Below are 16,199 nucleotides of genomic sequence, written 5' to 3'. Positions count from 1 at the left end.
TCGATTTCAGCGGTCAATGTAAAGCGAGGCGTTTGCCTGGCAAGGGGGAAGGAAATCGCAGCGAGCTCCCCTCAGCCTTTCACCGCCACCACGAAGAGCCGCGGGAAGCGCAGCAGCACTCTCCCGTCCGACATGTTAGGATAGGCTTTCTGCACCCGTGCAAGGTAATCCGCAATGAATGCCTCGCGATGCGCTTCGCCGGCATGATCGAGATAGGGGCGAAGGCCCGTGCCTTTCACCCACTCGACGATCGCCGCCGCATCCGCCATCGGGTGATTGTACGCCGTGTGCCATATATCGACGCGGGCCGCCTTCCGGATCAGCCGGCTGTAGTATGTGGATGGCGGCGGCAGCGCCGCACGCCGCACACTCCTTGCCTCGAACGCCGTCTTCCATGGCCCGGCATGCGCCGTCTCCTCCATCAAGAGATGCGTCGGTTCGGTGAGATTGTCTGGCATCTGCACGGCAAGCACGCCGCCGGGCGCCAGCCCGTCCATTAGCCGGTCGAATATATCGATATGGTTCGGCAGCCACTGGAAGACGGCATTGGCAAACAGCAGGTCCGCCGGTTCGCTCGGCTGCCAGGTCGCAAGGTCTGCCTCGACGAAAGCSGTGCCGGGCAGGCGCTTGCGGGCCGCCTCCAGCATGTTCATGTCGCTGTCCAGCCCGCAGACACCCTCCGCCCCGAACCGCTCGACGATCAGCTCCGTCGAATTGCCCGGGCCGCAGCCGAGATCGATGGCGTGATGCAGGCGCTCCAGCGGAACCTGCGCCAAGAGGTCGCGCGCCGGGCGGGTGCGCTCATCCTCGAATTTCACATACTGGCTGGCAGACCAGGCCATCGGTGCTCTCCATGTTTATGCGGCTTCGTCGATACGTTTGATACGAACCTTGTCGATGTTGCGGCCATCGAGCTTGACGACCTCGAAAGAAAGCTCGCCGACGCTGATGTTCTCGCCCTCGTGCGGCAGATGGCCGAGCCGCCAAAGAATGAAACCCGCAAGCGTGGAGTAGCGATCCGCCCCGTCGACAAGATCGGCATTCAGCAGCTTCGAGGCGTGGCGGATTTCGATCCAGCCGTCGACGGTCAGCGAGCCGTCGTCTCCCCGCTCGATGGTGAGCTTCTCCTCGTCCTCGTCGGGGAATTCGCCTGCGATGGCCTCCAGAAGGTCCGTCGGGGTCACCATGCCTTCCAGGTCGCCGTATTCGTCGAGAACGATCGCGACCGCCTCGCTGGAATGGCGCAATTGTTCCATCAGCTTCAACGCGCTGATGCTTTCGTGGACGACGAATGGCTGACGGATGGAACGCTCGGCGTTGATCTCGCCGTTGACGATGAGGTCGCGCAACAGGTCGCGGGCGTTGGCGACGCCGACGAAGTTGTCGAGGCTGCCGCGCGCGACCGGGAAGCGCGAATGGCCGAGATCGACGATGCGTCGCTGCAGCTCGGCCTGCGGTGCATCGAGGTCGAGCCAGTCGATGTCGATGCGTGGCGTCATGATCGACTTTGCCGACCGTCCGGCGAGCGTCAGCACGCCCTGGATCATGTCCTTTTCCTCAGTGGAGAAGACGTCGTCCTCGGCGGTCTGTTCGGCGATCAGGTCGGCCGTCGGGCCGAGCGCCACCTGTGACCGCTTGCCGCCTAGAAGACCGAGAACGGCATCCGCGGTGCGCTCGCGGATGTTGGTGGGCGTGATCAGGCGTTCGCGGTTGTGCCGCGCCAGCTGGTTAAGCGATTCGATGATCACGGAGAAGCCGATCGCCGCATAGAGATAGCCCTTCGGCAGATGCACGCCGAATCCCTCGATGATCAGCGAGAAGCCGATCATCATCAGGAAGCCGAGGCAGAGGATGACGACGGTCGGGTGCTTGTTGACGAATGCCGTCAGCGGCTTGGAGAGCAGCAGCATGACGCCGATGGCAACGACGACGGCGATCATCATGACGGGCAGATGCTGCACCATGCCGACGGCGGTGATGACGCTGTCGAGCGAGAAGACCGCATCGAGTACGACGATCTGGACGATCACCTGCCAGAAGACGGCATGGACGAGCTTCTTCTCCGACGTCTCCACATGGCCCTCGAGCCGCTCGTGCAGCTCCATCGTTCCCTTAAACAGCAGGAAGAGGCCGCCGACGAGCAGAATGATGTCGCGGCCGGAAAAACCGAAGCCGAAGGCTGAAAACAGCGGCGTCGTCAGCGTCACGACCCATGCGATGGAGGCGAGCAGTCCGAGTCGAATGATGAGCGCGAGGGCGAGGCCGATCAACCGCGCCCGGTCGCGCTGATGCGGCGGCAGCTTGTCCGCCAGGATGGCGATAAAGACGAGGTTGTCGATGCCGAGAACGATCTCGAGCACGATAAGGGTTGCAAGACCGACCCAGGCGGAAGGGTCGGACATCCAGTCAAAGAACATCAATGGTTTAATGCGGCCAGGTCGGACGGGCCGCTCCTTCTCAGATGAAAGCGTGAAACGCGGAAAGCGTCGGGCACGAGCGACCGACGACGAACTACCGCAATGAACAGGAAGGAGGCCGCGTCATCCGCGGCGGTTGTCGGCCTTGGGCCGGCACGATCACAATCGAGCCATCTACAGTGGTCACCGCCATCGTCATCGGGAAGATCCCGTTGGGAATGGGCGGAGTTGGTACTGGAAGGGTCGCTGTCAGGCATGGCGTAATTTTGGAGACGAATGGGAACGAACGCAAGAGGGGCGCGTAAGAATTCGTTTAAACGATCTGTCCGTGGCGTCCCACGAAAGGGCACGCACGGTGGCCGTCCGGGCGGACCGGACGGCCAATCGGCGGTTCAAGCCGCCAGAACGGTTGTGCCGTCGGTGTTGGCGACGACCGTCACGCGGTTCATCGTCTCCCCGGAGAGAGTGGCCTTGGAGGGATCGCGGGACGCCGTGGCTTCGAAGAATTCCGCCATTTCGCTGTCGATGATCGCCGAGAAGACAGCGGTCTCCGGTCCGGGATTGGAATAGCCGTGCGCCTGGTCGGCATCGATTCTCACGATGTCTCCCGCGGTCGCCTCGAATTCTTCCAGGCCCTGATCCGTCATGCGGCGGATTTTCAGCCGGCCTCCGATAATACGGAAAATCTCGGGGCTGGCGTGCCGGTGAAGCGGCGTCCGGCAGCCTGAAGGCACTGTGACGTCGAAGATATTGAGCCAGGTTCCTTCCAGGCGAGCCCGTCGCTCGACCTGGTCGTCCGTGACGAAGAGGGCCTTCGCGCCTGACTGGGCATGCGTGTTTACAAATGAGTTGGACATGATGTCTCGCTTTTCTTTTTCTTGGCGGCGAGCCGGTTAGACCTTTCTCAAGCTCTTGGCAACCCGCCTGCGGCCATCGGGTGCTGCCGCAATTGACCTCGCGGCATATGTGTTTTGCGGCTCCGCCATTCAAGCGGAAACCTCTCTTTGAGGTTGGTTCCGTGCAGCAAGACAGCCCCGGGCGGCCGCGTCCGGAGCCGTCTCGCCGATTGCCGGCCCGGCGATCAGAATCGCGTGATCACACTGATCCCTGTGGTCTCCGCCTTATCAAGCGTCATCAGCGCGGGAATGCCTTCCTCGAGACTGATCCTGCGGGCGATCAGCTTCTGCGGCGCGATTTTGCCGGCAGCAAGCATGGAAAGCATCGCATCGTAGCGCCACGCCTGCATGCCATGGCTGCCGTAGATCTGGAGCTCGTGGCCGATCACTTGCGACATCGGAATCTGTGGCGTCGCATGCTCACCGAGCATCAGGCCGACCTGCACATGGCGCCCGCGGCGGCGCAGGTTCTTGATCGAGTTGAAGCAGGTGACGGGGTGGCCGAGCGCGTCGATCGAGACATGCGCGCCGCCTTTGGTGATCTCGCGCACGGCCTCCGGCACGTCGGCCACCGCGGTCGCATTGATCGTCGCCACGGCGCCGCATTCGCGGGCAAAGGCAAGCTTCTCGTCGGAGACGTCGATGCCGATGGCATTGGCGCCGAGCGCGGTGGCGATCATGATCGCCGAAAGGCCGACGCCGCCGCAGCCGTGCACCGCGATCCATTCGCCCGGGCCGGTGCGGGCCTGGTCGGCAACCGCGCGAAACGAGGTGGCAAAGCGGCAGCCGAGGCTTGCTGCCGTCGCATCGTCAATGCTGTCGGGTAGGTGCACCAGATTGGTATCGGCATAATCGATCGCCACATACTCGGCGAACGATCCCCAATGCGTGAAGCCCGGCTGGAACTGGTTGGGGCAGACCTGCTGGTTGCCGGAATGGCATTCGCTGCAATGGCCGCACCCGGATACGAAGGGCACGGTAACCCGGTCGCCGATCTTGAAGCGCACCACGCCCTTGCCCTTGGCGACCACCTTGCCGGCGAGCTCGTGGCCCGGCACATGCGGCAGGCGGATGTCGGGATCGTGCCCCATCCAGCCATGCCAGTCGCTGCGGCAGAGCCCGGTCGCACCGACGGCGATGACGACGCCGTCCTCGCCTGCTGTCGGATCGGGCACGTTGCGGATGTCGGGAGCCTTTTCGAATGCGTCGTAGAACATGGCTTTCATCGCGGGTACTCCGGTTTGGCCTGTTTCTTCTGGCGCCTATGATGACATGTGACCGGCGCAGGTTCCAACCGTGGCATCCATGATTTTCGTTGATGCACTCATCGATCAGACCCGTGTTCCCGCGCATGAATCTTGCCGGTAGAGGCTATTGTCGGGCACTTTTCTTGCGTAGCGTTTTCTGGTGCGGATTTCCGCTTGACCCGGTCTCGAACGGGGGATTTTGCTCTTCGAACTTTCAAGGAGAGTCTCATGGCCGTCGACACATCGCCCCGCTCATCCACCTGGACCTATGTCGAGGGAGAGTGGCTTACCGGCAATCCGCCGCTGATCGGGCCGACCTCGCACGCCATGTGGCTGGCCTCCACCGTTTTCGACGGCGCCCGCTGGTTCGACGGCATTGCACCCGATCTCGACCTGCATTGCCAGCGCATCAACCGCTCCGCCGTCAGCATGGGCCTGAAGCCGGTCAAGACGGCCGAGGAGATCGAGGCGCTTGCCTGGGAGGGGATCAAGAAGTTCGACGGCAAGACGCCGATCTACATCAAGCCGATGTACTGGGGCGAGCATGGTTCTGCCGGTAGCGTCGTCACCGTCGATGGCGACTCCACGCGCTTCGCGCTCTGCCTGTTCGAAGCCCCGCTCGGCAACAACGCCCCGAACTCGCTGACCCTTTCGTCCTATCGCCGCCCGTCGCCTGAAACGGCGATGACGGACGCAAAGGCCGGCTCGCTCTATCCGAACAGTGGCCGCGCCATCGCCGAAGCCAGAAGCCGCGGCTTCGACAACGCGCTGATGTGCGACATGAACGGCAACGTCGCCGAGACGGCATCCTCCAATGTCTTCATGGTCAAGGACGGCATCGTCTCGACGCCGATCGCCAACCGCACCTTCCTCGCCGGCATCACCCGCGCCCGTGTCATGGGCCTGCTGCGCAAGGCAGGTTTCGAGGTACGCGAACTCACCCTCACGGTCGAGGACTTCATGAACGCCGACGAGATATTCACCTCGGGCAACTATTCCAAGGTCGTCGGCGTCAATCGCCTCGATGGTCGCGATTTCCAGCAGGGGCCTGTCACCCGCAAGGCACTCGACCTCTACATGAACTGGGCTTTCGGCCGCAGCGAAAGCGGCGAGTGAGGCAAGGCACACGCTGCGATCGATAAAGCGAAGCGATTTCAGCGGCGGAAACCCCTCTCGTTCATGCGTTGGAGGGGCACGGGTTTGCGTGCCCCTCCAACGCATCCGGTAGCTGTCGAGGCGGGCCGGAACATTTGTCCTGCGCCGTGGTTTAGCTCCTGTGCATGAGCACACAGAGGGAGCCAGCACATGTCCGACAAATCACCTTTCGACACCGACCGCGGCAACGGCGGCGAGACCCACCAGCACATTCCCGCCAAAGGGCCGCATGACGGCCTCGATCACCTGACGACAAACCAGGGTATTCGCATTTCCGACAACCAGAACAGCCTCAGGTCAGCGACGCGCGGCCCGACGCTACTTGAGGATTTCGTTCTGCGGTAGAAGATTTTCCATTTCGACCACGAGCGCATCCCCGAGCGCATCGTCCACGCGCGCGGGTCCACCGCGCACGGCTATTTCGAGGCGACGGAGTCTCTTTCCGATATCACCAAGGCCGATCTCTTCCAGCGCAAGGGCGAGAAAACGCCGGTCTTCGTACGTTTCTCGACGGTCGCAGGCGGCGCCGACGAGGAGGGCGACAAGCTGCGTATCCGGGGAGAGCTATTCGCCGACCACTACAGCCAGGCACGGCTTTTCTGGAAGTCGCAGACGCCATCGGAACAGGCCCACATCGCCTCCTCCTTCGTCTTCGAGCTTTCCAAGGTCAACCTCGACGAGGTGCCCGCGCGCATGGTCGGCAATCTGCTGAATGTGGATCCGGCTCTGGCCGCACGCGTCGCCAATGGCCTCGGCATGGACGCATCGCCGGCCTTGTCGATCCAGAAAAACTGAAGACGACCATAGAAGGCCGCAGGATTGGCATCCTGATCGCCGACGGCACCGACGCCAAGGCGTTGCAGGCGCTGGTTACCGCGATCGAGAACGCCAAGGCGCCCCCTTCGTCGTCGCACCCAAGGTCGGCAAGGCGAAGCTCTCCGACGGCACGGTGATGAAGGCCGACGGTCAGCTCGCCGGCTCTCCCTCGCAGCTATTCGACGCAGCCGCCGTCCTTCTGTCGAAGGAGGGCACCGCAATGCTGCTGAAAGAGGCCGCGGCCATCCAGTGGGTCATGGACGCCTATGGGCATCTGAAGGCGATCGGCCATACCGCCGAATCCGCGCCCCTGTTGCAGAAGGCGGGCGTCGAGCCGGATGCTGGCGTGGTGGCGTTGGACAAAGGCTTTCTGGAGGCTGCAGCCAGGCGCTATTGGGACCGGGAACCGAAGCTTCGTACACTGGCCTGATGTTCCATGGACGGCGAAAGCCGCATCAGCGGCTTTCGTCTTGTCTCGGCCGCACCATCCATGAGTAGGCCGCTCCCGCGACCAGCAGCAGGCAGGTCCCGAGAAAGACCGCCCGCATGCCGATGTGGCCGCCGACGAAGCCGCCGAGCACGGGTCCTGCCACCTGGCCGACATATTGAGACGAGACCGAGAAGCCAAGGATGCTGCCCGCCGCGCTGTCCGGCACGCTGTGCCGGATGACGGCCGAGATGCAGGGCAGGAGCCCGCCAAGCGCTACTCCCATCAGGAAGCGCAGGATGATCAGCTGCCAGGAATTGGTCACGAGGGCCTGCGGGATCAGCAGCAGTCCGGCCACCGCCAGCGCACCCGATATCACCGGCCAGTGGCCGATCCGGTCTGCAAGCTTGCCGAGCCGCGAGCCGGACAAAATGGCGCCGAGGGCTGCTGTCGACATGACGACGCCCGCGATCATGGTGACCTTGCCCTGATCCGCGACCAGCTGCGCCACGTAGACGGTGATGATCGGTTCGATCGACATGTTGGCGAGCATCAGCAGCAGGCCGGTCGCCAGCATGGCGATGACCGGCCGCTTGTCGGGGATCGAAGCCCAGCCGCCGCTTGCCTTCGCCGCCTTCTTGCGGGCCGGGGATTTCTCTTCCTTGATCAGGAAGGTCGTCGCCAGAAACGCCAGGAATATAAGCGCGCCGGCGGCAAGGAAGGTGCCGCGAATGCCGATCAGCGGCGGCAGCACGCCACCGATCAGCGGTCCGACCAGGTTGCCGGCCATGATGCCCGAAGCCAGCGTGCCGAGCGCCCAGGCGGAGCGATCCTTGGGCGTCTGGGTTGCGACCAGCACCATGGAGCCGGAGGAGTAGCCGCCGGCCAATCCGACGAACAGGCGCAGGGCGACCAACTGCCAGACGTTGCCCGCCATGCCCATCAGCGAGATCGCCACCGTCATGCCGAGGCTGGCGCGCACCAGCATCAGCTTGCGCCCGTAGATGTCGCCGAGCCGTCCCCAGAGCGGCGCGACGAAAGCCGCGGCAAGGAAGGTCGCGCCGTAGGCGATCCCGGACCACTGCACGATCGCTGCGTGGTCGCTGACGCCGAGCTCCTCGACATAGAGCGGCAGGAACGGCAGCAGCAGCGTCATCGCGACGATTGTGGTGAAGGAGCCGATCAGCGAAACGACCAGATTGCGCTTCCAGTGGATGGAGCCGTCTTCGGCTGCGGCTGCATCCCATTTCGTATCGGTCATTTCGTGGCCTTCGCATTGATCGTGTAGGTCAGTTCCGCCGCGCCGGACGAAACGATATGGCCATTCGCCGCGGCGAGGAAATCGGCGCGGGTGAAGGCATCGGGAAGCGTGAGCCGATCGGTGTCGAGTGCATAGACCGTCACGCGATAACGGTGGATGCGCAGGTCGTTCCAGGGCGGGCACGCGCCCATATAGCCCCCGTGCGGCCCATCCTTCAAGAAGGCCGCGAAGCCATTTTGGCCGCGCCGGCCGTGCTCGGTCCTCTCCAGCGGCAATCCACCCCGCGATATGCCGTCGCCGTCGGCGCCCTCCGCAAGCCGCGTTGCGGAGGCGGGGATGTCGGCCAAGATCCAGTGCGTGAATTCCATGCGCGGCAGATCGCGTGCAATCTCGCTCTCTTCCCTGTTCAGCAGGGAAAAGTCGGCCGGCACATCAGGATCGGTCATGACAAGCGCATAGGAGCGCGTGCCGGCGGGACCTTTCGACCAGGAGAGGGCCGGGCTCCGGTTCCTGCCCGGCGCCGCCTTGCCGTTGGCCGCGACGCACGAGGCGTTTTCCGTCGGAAGTGTACCGCCTCTGCCGCTCCTGTCGAATGTCACTGCCATCTCTGTCGCGAGAACATCCGGTGCGCCGAAGGCCAGAAGGGAAATGGTGGCGAAAATGGTCCTGATATGCACAAGCCTGTCCTTTCGTTTGACGGACGAGCTCTAGCAATCTGGTGATTTGCGCGGCGTCCAGAAACGCTCAAATACCGAACGTTTCCGCTCAAACGTCAGCTTGCTTGCCATCCTTTCCGGATCGCATTCGCGCCGCAAAGCGGCGTGGAGACCGATAGCCGGTCGCAAGCGCGGCTTCCCGGAGCGAGAGCCCGTCCTCGGCGAGCATCGCCGCCGCAAGGCCGACGCGCACGTCGGCAAGCAGCGCGCGCAGCGACGTCGCCTCGTCGGCAAGCCGGCGTCTCAATGTTGCGTTGCTGGTCCCGAGCTCGGCGGCAATGGTGTCGGCGGTCCAGGCCCTGTCCGGTTGCCAGCGGACGAGTGCACGCACGGCCTCGCCTGTTGTCCGTGGCTTGACGGGCAGGGCGCCGCGCATGCCGAGAACCATCAGCACTTCCATCACCCGGTGCTCGATCAGGGCATTGGGGAGATTGCCGGCGACGATCCCTTCGCCGGCATGATGGATCGCACTGCTGAGAACCGCGTCCAGCGGAAGGTCGAGCTCTTCGGCCGGGCGCTGCGGCGGAAAGGCACGAGCCGCCCGCGCCACGAGTTCGTCGGGAAAATCGATGAAGATTGCGCGGTAGACGCCGCTTTGTGGATCCGGGTCGTTGACCACATCGCCCCGCCATCCGCCGGGCAGGACAAGCACGGCGCCCGCGGCAAAGCGCATTTGCCGCCCCATCGTCACCACGTCCTTGGAGCCTTCGACGATCGCGACGATGGAGGCGCGCGGAAAGGCGCAGCCGGCAATGCGCTCGCGCTCGCGTGTGACGAAGGAAAACAGCGCCGACGCGCGCTGCGCACCCTCCGGCAGCGCCGGTGGCCGGTTGTCCCTGGCGGCAAGCTTTTGCAGCCGCTCCAGTATGTGTTGAACGTCCGTCATGACCTGACCCGCATTCGATGGTGCCGCCAATCCTGGACCACCACCGGCGAATTTCCAAGCGCCAAGCCGCAAGTGGATGCGGTTGTCGCCCGATGCCCCTCGTGCTGGGGCTTTGACCACGACGCCGAACGGAGGTTGCCATAGACACCGCCAGCCTGTCGCGCGAGCGAACCGTGCGGAGCACTCTATGCGGCCCATCTCAGGGGACGAAAGGATATCGTCGGCAGCAATGCTGAGCGAGGATTTCGTGTTTTCCAGCCCGCGCGACGATCACATCTCCCGTGAGGTCTATTTCGACCGGTGCTGGCCTTCGCCGCCGCCCTTTCGTGATATCGCTGTCGAGTATGTCGCGATCGAAGGCGATGAAGCCGCCGTTTGCTACCGCGCCGAAAAACCCGACGGCAGCGCATTCCGAACATGGAAATGCTGCGATTGAGAGGCGACAAGATCGCCTCCGTCGATGTCTATTTCGGACGGTCTGCCTTGAGACGGCCTCGAAGCCCTCGCACGGTATCCGGCGAGGGCTTGCGAGCGTCGTTATTCGGCCGGCGTGATGTGAACGGACTCGGCGGTCTCAGCAGAGCCGGCAGCGCTGCTGGGCCGCAGCGAGCGCTCGGAAATATCGATCATCGGCGTGAAGCTGGCCGCGGGCATCCTGACGTCATCGAGCGCCGCCGAAGACGCGACGCTGCCCGTACGCTCGCTTCGGGCCACTTCGAGCTGGCCCGTCAGGATCGCCCGTTCGGCACGCAACTGGCGAATTTCCGACTTCGCGATTTCCAGGCTCGTGCGCAGCTGACCGATCTCATGGCGGTCCGAGTCCATGCGGGTGTCCATGTCGCGACGCAGCGCGTCGGCATCCCGATCGCGCCGGACGCGCAGGCTGTCCGTCTCGCGCAGCTTCAGTGTCAGGTCGTTGTTCTGCGTGGCCAGTTCCCGGCGCGCATTTTCGTTTTCGGCGCTGGACGCGCGGGCGCGCTGCAGGTCCTCGGCAAGGCGTTCCGTGCGCGACAGCGTCGTTGCCAGCTCGGACTTGACGCGCTTCAACTCGGCGCGCGCTGCCTGGAGCTCTTCGTCCGTCATCCTGTTGCGGCCGTTTGCCGTGATGAGGAGCTTTTCAACGAGCTCGGCCTTCGAGCCGATCGCCTCGTGCTTGGTGGTCAGATGCGCGACCTCCAGGGCCGAGGAGGCCTGCAGTGTTTCGAACTCGACTTCGAGGCGCTTGTGACGCTCTTCGAACAGCGACAGGTCCTGCTTCAGCCCGGCAACCGTCATCTGCAGATTGCGCACCAGCGCCTCCTGCTCCATCAGGCTGCTTTTCAGGTGGCTGCGCTCCTCGTTGAGGCGTGCCATCTCGCGTGCCTGTACGCCGTTTTCGCGGCGCGACGTTTCGATCAGCAATTGATGCGCTGTTGTCTCACCGTCGAGCTTTTCACGCGTAGCGCTCAGCTCGCGGCTGCGCTGGTCGAGTTCCTGCTGTGCACGCTTCAGAAGTGCCGAGGCTTCGTCGAACTGGATGGCGCGGTCGCTGAGCTCGCGTTCGGCGTCGAAAAGACGGGTCTCGACGATGGTGAATTCTTCGCGGGTGACCTCATGCACGCCCTGGAGCTTGGTCAGCTCTTCGCGCAGCGCCTCGGATTCCGTGCGCAATTGCGTATTGTCGCTGCGAAAATCCTTGTTTTCGGCGTTGAGGCGCGCGTTGTCCTGGTCGGCCTTCTGACGGACGCTGCTTTCGTAGTCCAGAAGCGAGCTGATCCGCGCGCATTCGGCCCGCAAGGCGCCGGTTTCGTTGAGGGACTGGCTGTGGGTGCCGAGCAGAGCCGAGACGCGGCCCTGCAGCGAGGTGAGGCTCTGCATCAGGTCTTCCGACGTGCGCTGGTTCTCCTCAAGTGCCGACCCGAATGCGGAAAAATCGTTGACGTCCGGGATCGCGTAGCGCAGCGGCTCGCTCGTGCTTGGACGCCGATCGGCTATCGATGCCGGCCGGTAGCCGGCCGTCGGCAGTGCCCTGCCATCTTCATTGCGACGAAAAAAGCTCATGACCATGACCTGTGCCCCAAAAGTACTTTGCCAAAGACGCCGGCGAAATATGAAATACAGCTAAATACGTAAGTCCGATAAAAGACTGCGCTGATTCCTTAACTCCCATGCTCCCGTTGTATTTAGAAATGGCTATATGACGCTGTCAAAATACAGCAGATGACAATCAACAGGCTTTTTTAGGTTGCAGGTTTTTGGAGCGGCCGTGTGGGCTTTGAGCAACAGCCCAAGGCGGCATTATTCGTCGGGAAGGAGCCTCATGTTCTCCGTCTCGAGTTCGCTGCCGAGTTCGACGTTTTTCGTCTGCTTGTCGTAGACGCAGAAATAGCTGACGAAGCCGTTTGCGCCCTTCGGCTTTCCGGTCACCAGCGCCACGCCGAAGTGCTCGCTTCCGAACGGATCGACGACGGCGTGAGGGAATTCGATCGCTTCCCGTGCAGCCGCTTCGCATTTGCCCTGGACCTCGCTCGCGAACTCGGCCCATGCGTCACCCGACGAGGCGTGCACGCTGGAAGCTGCACTGAACGTTGCGGCAAGGATGCAATACCGGATCTGATGCGGTCGCATGCGTGACCCCCCGTATTCCTGCGATAGGCAGCTGTCATCATGGTTGATTTGGGCCTTGCATGCCAAGCCCTTAGCGGAGGCAAATATTCCTCTTCACCCATCTTTTTTGACAATTCTCCGGTTGCCTCACCCTGCTTGCGCTCCTATGTTCCGCCTCACCTGCCGATTACGCAAACCATTGCCAAGAGGAGACTACAATGGCTTTTGAATTGCCTGAACTTCCCTACGACTACGAAGCGCTGCAGCCCTTTATGTCGAAGGAAACACTGGAGTTCCATCACGACAAGCACCACAAGGCCTATGTCGACAACGGCAACAAGCTCGCGGCAGAAGCCGGTCTTGCAGATCTCTCCCTGGAAGACGTGGTCAAGAAGTCGTTCGGCACAAATGCCGGCCTCTTCAACAATGCTGCCCAGCACTACAACCACGTCCATTTCTGGAAGTGGATGAAGAAGGGCGGCGGCGGCAACAAGCTGCCGGGCAAGCTGGAAGCGGCTGTCACCTCCGACCTCGGCGGCTACGACAAGTTCAAGGCCGATTTCGTTGCAGCCGGCACGACGCAGTTCGGCTCCGGCTGGGCATGGGTATCCGTCAAGAACGGCAAGCTCGAAATCTCCAAGACACCGAACGGCGAGAACCCACTCGTTCACGGCGCCACCCCGATCCTCGGCGTCGACGTGTGGGAACACTCCTACTACATCGACTACCGCAACGCTCGTCCGAAGTACCTCGAAGCCTTCGTCGACAGCCTGATCAACTGGGACTACGTCCTGGAGCGCTACGAAGCAGCGACCAAGTAAGCGGCATCAGCGAGACGTGATGAAACGCCCGGCGCCTCAAGACGCCGGGCGTTTTGATTTGAGGCTGTTTTTGATGGTCACGCCTGCGCCGGCTGCCCCCCTCATCCGCCTGCCGGCAGTTTCTCCTGGGGGGGCTCGTGGCGACGGCGCGGCATTCCATCTTCTCCGCTCGGGGGCCGCTCCCCCAAAGCCCGCTTCCATGAAATACCAACCGTCCTGTCACATCCGTGTCACTCGCCGCTCATAAGCCACCGCCATGACACAATCTCCTGCTATGGTCACTTTCCGTTTCGGCATCATCGCAGACCCGCAATATGCTGATATCGAACCGCATGTCGGCATGAATCGCCACTATGCCAACAGCCTTGAGAAGCTCGCGGAGGCGATCGAGGTCTTCAACGGCGAGGATTTGAGCTTCGTCATGACGCTCGGCGACATCATCGACCGAGATTTCCGGAGCTTCGACGATATCCTGCCGGTCTACGAGCGTTTGAACCACGAGACCTTCTTCCTGCTCGGCAATCATGATTTCTCCGTTGCGCCGCAGCACCTGCCACAGGTCGCAGCCCGCGTCGGCTTGCCTTCTCCCTATTACGGCTTTGCCCGCCACGGCTGGCGCTTCGTCGTTCTCAACGGCAACGAGATCAGCACCTTCGCGCCGCCGGAAGGGCAGCCGTATCGCGCGCTGGCAGACGTCCGGCTGGCGGAGTTGCGCGCCGAAGCGGCGATCAACGCTCATCCGTGGAACGCCGCGCTTAGCGACGAGCAATTCGCTTGGCTCAGCGATGAAATCCAGGCGGCCAAGGTCGCCGGCGAGCGCGTCATCGTCATGAACCACTACCCGGTCTACCCGCCGAACGAACACGATGCCTGGGACCACGATCGCATCATCGCCCTGTTGACCGCCTACGACCATGTCGCCGCCTATTTCAGCGGCCACAACCATGTCGGCAACTACGGCGAGATCGATGGCCGCCACTTCGTGAATTTCAAGGGTATGGTCGATACCGAGAACGACAATACCTTCGCCATCGTCGAAGTATGGCAGGACCGCATCGAGATCCGGGGTTTCGGCCGCGAGGAGAACAGGACGCTGAAGCTTCGGTCCTAGGCCGCGACGACCATTGGCAGGACCTTCATCTCGCTGACGTCGCGCTTCGGCGGCGTTCCGAACATGCGCGCGTAGTCCCGGCTGAACTGCGAGGCGCTTTCATAGCCCACCTGGTAGGCAGCGCTCGCCACATTGGCGCCGCCGGTCACCATCAGCCGTCGCGCTTCGAGCAGCCGCAGGTGCTTTTGATATTGCAGCGGCGTCATCGAGGTCAGCGTCTTGAAATGCTGGTGGAAGGACGAGGGGCTCATCCGAGCCACCGCCGCAAGTTGCTCGATCCGCACGGGCTCGGCGAAACGCTCCCTCAGCAGGTAGATCGCGTCCGTCATGCGCCGCGCATGGCTGCCGGGCAGGGCGAGCTTGCAGATCTCGCCGCCGTTCGGTCCCGCCAGCAGCCAGTAGCAGATCTCCCGCAGGATGGAACGGGCAAGCGCCGGGATTGCCTTCGGCGTTTCGGTGAGCTGGATCAACCGTCGCACGCAATCCTCGATCGCCGCATCGAAATCCTGCACGAACACGCCGGCGACACCCTCGCCGGAGGGTCTCGGCGGCTTGCCCATATCGTCCATCACCTCGCGCATGATGGCCGGATCGAAATCGATGTTGAGCCCCAGATAGGGCCGCTCCCGGCTGGCGGAAACGATCTGGCCTGATGCAGGGATTTCGACGGTCACGATCAGCAGCTGGTTTTCGCCGTAGTCGAGCACGCGGTCGCCGGTCATGATCTGCTTGGCACCTTGGACGACCACGCAGATCGTTGGCCGGTAGATGCGATGATGCGGCATGACGGGTTGGCTGGCGCGCGTCACCGCGAGGCCGGGCACCTCAGTTGCAAACGCCCCGTCACCGCCGCCCTGCGCATCGATGTACGCTAGGATCGCCTCTTTCAACGCCGCCGGCATCACCGCTCTCCACCTGTGAACCGCCTTGCGCGGCACACGTCTGATATTAGACCACCCGGCTCATGTCGCAAGGCGGTTGGAGGAATAGGCAATAAATTCGAGAGTTCCGGCATTCAAGCAGAGCGGACTTCGGGCGTAGGCTGGCATAGTCGAATTCACGCACGGAGAATGCAAATGCCTGCCGAAAGAAAAGACAATCCAATCGCCAAGCTGGCGCTCGTGACCGGTGGCAGCCGCGGCCTCGGTCGAAACACGGTCATCAACCTCGCCAGGCGCGGCGTCGATATCATCTTCACCTACCGCTCGAATAAGGCAGAAGCCGACGCCGCGGTCGCCGAGGTTGCGGCACTCGGTTCGAAGGCCGTGGCGATCCAGCTCGACACAGGCATGATCGCATCCTTCGACAGCTTCGTCGAAGAGGTGAGGCAGGTGTTGGCGGGCCTTGGTCGCGAGCGTTTCGACTATCTCGTCAACAATGCCGGATCCGGCCATCACGCGACGATTGCCGAGATGACGGAGGAGAATTTCGACGAGCTGTGCAACGTCCACTTCAAGGGCGTCTACTTCCTGACGCAGAAGCTGCTGCCGCTGATCGCCGACGGCGGCCGTATCATCAACGTGTCGAGCGGCCTTGCCCGCTTCACCGTCCCCGGGATTTCCGCCTACGCCGCGATGAAGGGGGCGATCGAGGTCTTCACCCGATATCTGGCGAAGGAATTGGGATCTCGCGGCATCACCGCGAATGCTGTCGCCCCCGGTGCGATCGCCACGGATTTCAGCGGCGGTCTGGTGCGCGACAATCCGCAGTACAACAAGCTTGTTGCCGATGCGACGGCACTCGGCCGCGCCGGCTTGCCCGACGACATCGGCCCGATGATCGCCTCGCTGCTGTCCGACGACAACCGCTGGGTCAACGGCCAGCGTATCGAAGTCTCGGGCGGCACCAATCTCTGACGCC

Annotated in this window: 16 protein-coding genes and 2 pseudogenes; 8 read left to right on the top strand and 10 right to left on the bottom strand. The window is 62.9% G+C overall.

The window, feature by feature from the left end; all coding sequences use genetic code 11:
- Positions 1 to 71: 71 nt before the first annotated feature.
- The 4 genes from tam to AC1DMK_RS10970 all read right to left on the bottom strand — a co-directional run bounded on the left by tam (position 72) and on the right by AC1DMK_RS10970 (position 4,539).
- Positions 72 to 842 carry a trans-aconitate 2-methyltransferase gene (gene tam / locus AC1DMK_RS10985; RefSeq protein WP_477858886.1) on the bottom strand — a complete coding sequence of 257 codons (771 nt, stop codon included), beginning with the start codon at positions 840 to 842 and terminating at the stop codon, positions 72 to 74.
- Between the two features lie 15 nt (positions 843 to 857).
- Positions 858 to 2,417, bottom strand: a complete 1,560-nt coding sequence (locus tag AC1DMK_RS10980; protein WP_037062259.1) for a TerC family protein — start codon at positions 2,415 to 2,417, stop codon at positions 858 to 860.
- A 392-nt stretch (positions 2,418 to 2,809) separates the two neighbouring features.
- A complete protein-coding gene (locus AC1DMK_RS10975) occupies positions 2,810 to 3,274 on the bottom strand; it encodes a cupin domain-containing protein (protein ID WP_477858884.1) in 465 nt (154 codons plus the stop codon).
- A 224-nt stretch (positions 3,275 to 3,498) separates the two neighbouring features.
- The gene (locus AC1DMK_RS10970; RefSeq protein WP_037062256.1) at positions 3,499 to 4,539 is read right to left on the bottom strand and encodes a zinc-dependent alcohol dehydrogenase family protein; all 1,041 of its coding nucleotides are present in this window, start codon (positions 4,537 to 4,539) and stop codon (positions 3,499 to 3,501) included.
- A 249-nt stretch (positions 4,540 to 4,788) separates the two neighbouring features.
- Between AC1DMK_RS10970 and AC1DMK_RS10965 the strand changes: the two genes are divergently transcribed.
- The 4 genes and pseudogenes from AC1DMK_RS10965 (at position 4,789) to AC1DMK_RS10950 (ending at position 6,961) form a co-directional block, all read left to right on the top strand.
- Positions 4,789 to 5,676 (top strand): branched-chain amino acid aminotransferase, encoded by an 888-nt coding sequence (locus AC1DMK_RS10965; RefSeq protein ID WP_037062255.1) that lies wholly within the window; start codon positions 4,789 to 4,791, stop codon positions 5,674 to 5,676.
- A 189-nt stretch (positions 5,677 to 5,865) separates the two neighbouring features.
- Positions 5,866 to 6,237, top strand: a pseudogene (locus tag AC1DMK_RS10960) (catalase); the annotation flags it as partial.
- A 24-nt stretch (positions 6,238 to 6,261) separates the two neighbouring features.
- Positions 6,262 to 6,510, top strand: a complete 249-nt coding sequence (locus tag AC1DMK_RS10955; protein ID WP_477858933.1) for a catalase-related domain-containing protein — start codon at positions 6,262 to 6,264, stop codon at positions 6,508 to 6,510.
- Positions 6,511 to 6,667: 157 nt separating this feature from the next.
- Complete coding sequence (locus AC1DMK_RS10950) at positions 6,668 to 6,961, top strand: type 1 glutamine amidotransferase family protein (protein WP_477858881.1); 294 nt, start codon at positions 6,668 to 6,670, stop codon at positions 6,959 to 6,961.
- Positions 6,962 to 6,986: 25 nt separating this feature from the next.
- On the opposite strand, the gene AC1DMK_RS10945 is transcribed toward AC1DMK_RS10950, so the two are convergent.
- The 3 genes from AC1DMK_RS10945 to AC1DMK_RS10935 form a co-directional block, all read right to left on the bottom strand.
- The gene (locus AC1DMK_RS10945; protein WP_477858879.1) at positions 6,987 to 8,219 is read right to left on the bottom strand and encodes a multidrug efflux MFS transporter; all 1,233 of its coding nucleotides are present in this window, start codon (positions 8,217 to 8,219) and stop codon (positions 6,987 to 6,989) included.
- A complete protein-coding gene (locus AC1DMK_RS10940) occupies positions 8,216 to 8,896 on the bottom strand; it encodes a YbhB/YbcL family Raf kinase inhibitor-like protein (protein WP_477858877.1) in 681 nt (226 codons plus the stop codon). Before AC1DMK_RS10940 ends, AC1DMK_RS10945 begins: the two co-directional genes overlap by 4 nt.
- Before the next feature lie 88 nt (positions 8,897 to 8,984).
- Positions 8,985 to 9,821 carry a helix-turn-helix transcriptional regulator gene (locus AC1DMK_RS10935; protein WP_477858875.1) on the bottom strand — a complete coding sequence of 279 codons (837 nt, stop codon included), beginning with the start codon at positions 9,819 to 9,821 and terminating at the stop codon, positions 8,985 to 8,987.
- 140 nt (positions 9,822 to 9,961) lie between these two features.
- Between AC1DMK_RS10935 and AC1DMK_RS10930 the strand changes: the two are divergent.
- Positions 9,962 to 10,301, top strand: a pseudogene (locus AC1DMK_RS10930) (nuclear transport factor 2 family protein); the annotation flags it as partial.
- Positions 10,302 to 10,358: 57 nt separating this feature from the next.
- On the opposite strand, the gene AC1DMK_RS10925 reads toward AC1DMK_RS10930, so the two are convergent.
- Both AC1DMK_RS10925 and AC1DMK_RS10920 read right to left on the bottom strand, forming a co-directional pair.
- Positions 10,359 to 11,867 carry a hypothetical protein gene (locus AC1DMK_RS10925; RefSeq protein ID WP_477858873.1) on the bottom strand — a complete coding sequence of 503 codons (1,509 nt, stop codon included), beginning with the start codon at positions 11,865 to 11,867 and terminating at the stop codon, positions 10,359 to 10,361.
- Between the two features lie 231 nt (positions 11,868 to 12,098).
- Positions 12,099 to 12,428, bottom strand: a complete 330-nt coding sequence (locus AC1DMK_RS10920; protein WP_037062243.1) for a hypothetical protein — start codon at positions 12,426 to 12,428, stop codon at positions 12,099 to 12,101.
- Positions 12,429 to 12,625: 197 nt separating this feature from the next.
- Between AC1DMK_RS10920 and AC1DMK_RS10915 the strand changes: the two genes are divergently transcribed.
- Positions 12,626 to 13,228, top strand: a complete 603-nt coding sequence (locus AC1DMK_RS10915; protein ID WP_057466827.1) for a superoxide dismutase — start codon at positions 12,626 to 12,628, stop codon at positions 13,226 to 13,228.
- Positions 13,229 to 13,484: 256 nt separating this feature from the next.
- Entirely contained in the window at positions 13,485 to 14,339 is an 855-nt protein-coding gene (locus AC1DMK_RS10910; RefSeq protein WP_477858871.1) for a metallophosphoesterase, read from the top strand.
- Here the strand turns inward: AC1DMK_RS10910 and AC1DMK_RS10905 are convergent.
- Entirely contained in the window at positions 14,336 to 15,241 is a 906-nt protein-coding gene (locus tag AC1DMK_RS10905) for an AraC family transcriptional regulator (protein ID WP_477858870.1), read from the bottom strand. The two genes, AC1DMK_RS10910 and AC1DMK_RS10905, sit on opposite strands and share 4 nt — an antisense overlap.
- 174 nt (positions 15,242 to 15,415) lie before the next feature.
- Here AC1DMK_RS10905 and AC1DMK_RS10900 point away from each other — a divergent pair, with 174 nt between their 5' ends.
- Complete coding sequence (locus AC1DMK_RS10900) at positions 15,416 to 16,195, top strand: SDR family NAD(P)-dependent oxidoreductase (RefSeq protein WP_477858868.1); 780 nt, start codon at positions 15,416 to 15,418, stop codon at positions 16,193 to 16,195.
- Positions 16,196 to 16,199 lie beyond the last annotated feature (4 nt).

It is taken from the genome of Rhizobium sp. 05L419 (assembly GCF_056397845.1).
Note: the sequence above shows the minus strand (reverse complement) of the source record. Positions and strands in the feature narration are given on the sequence as shown.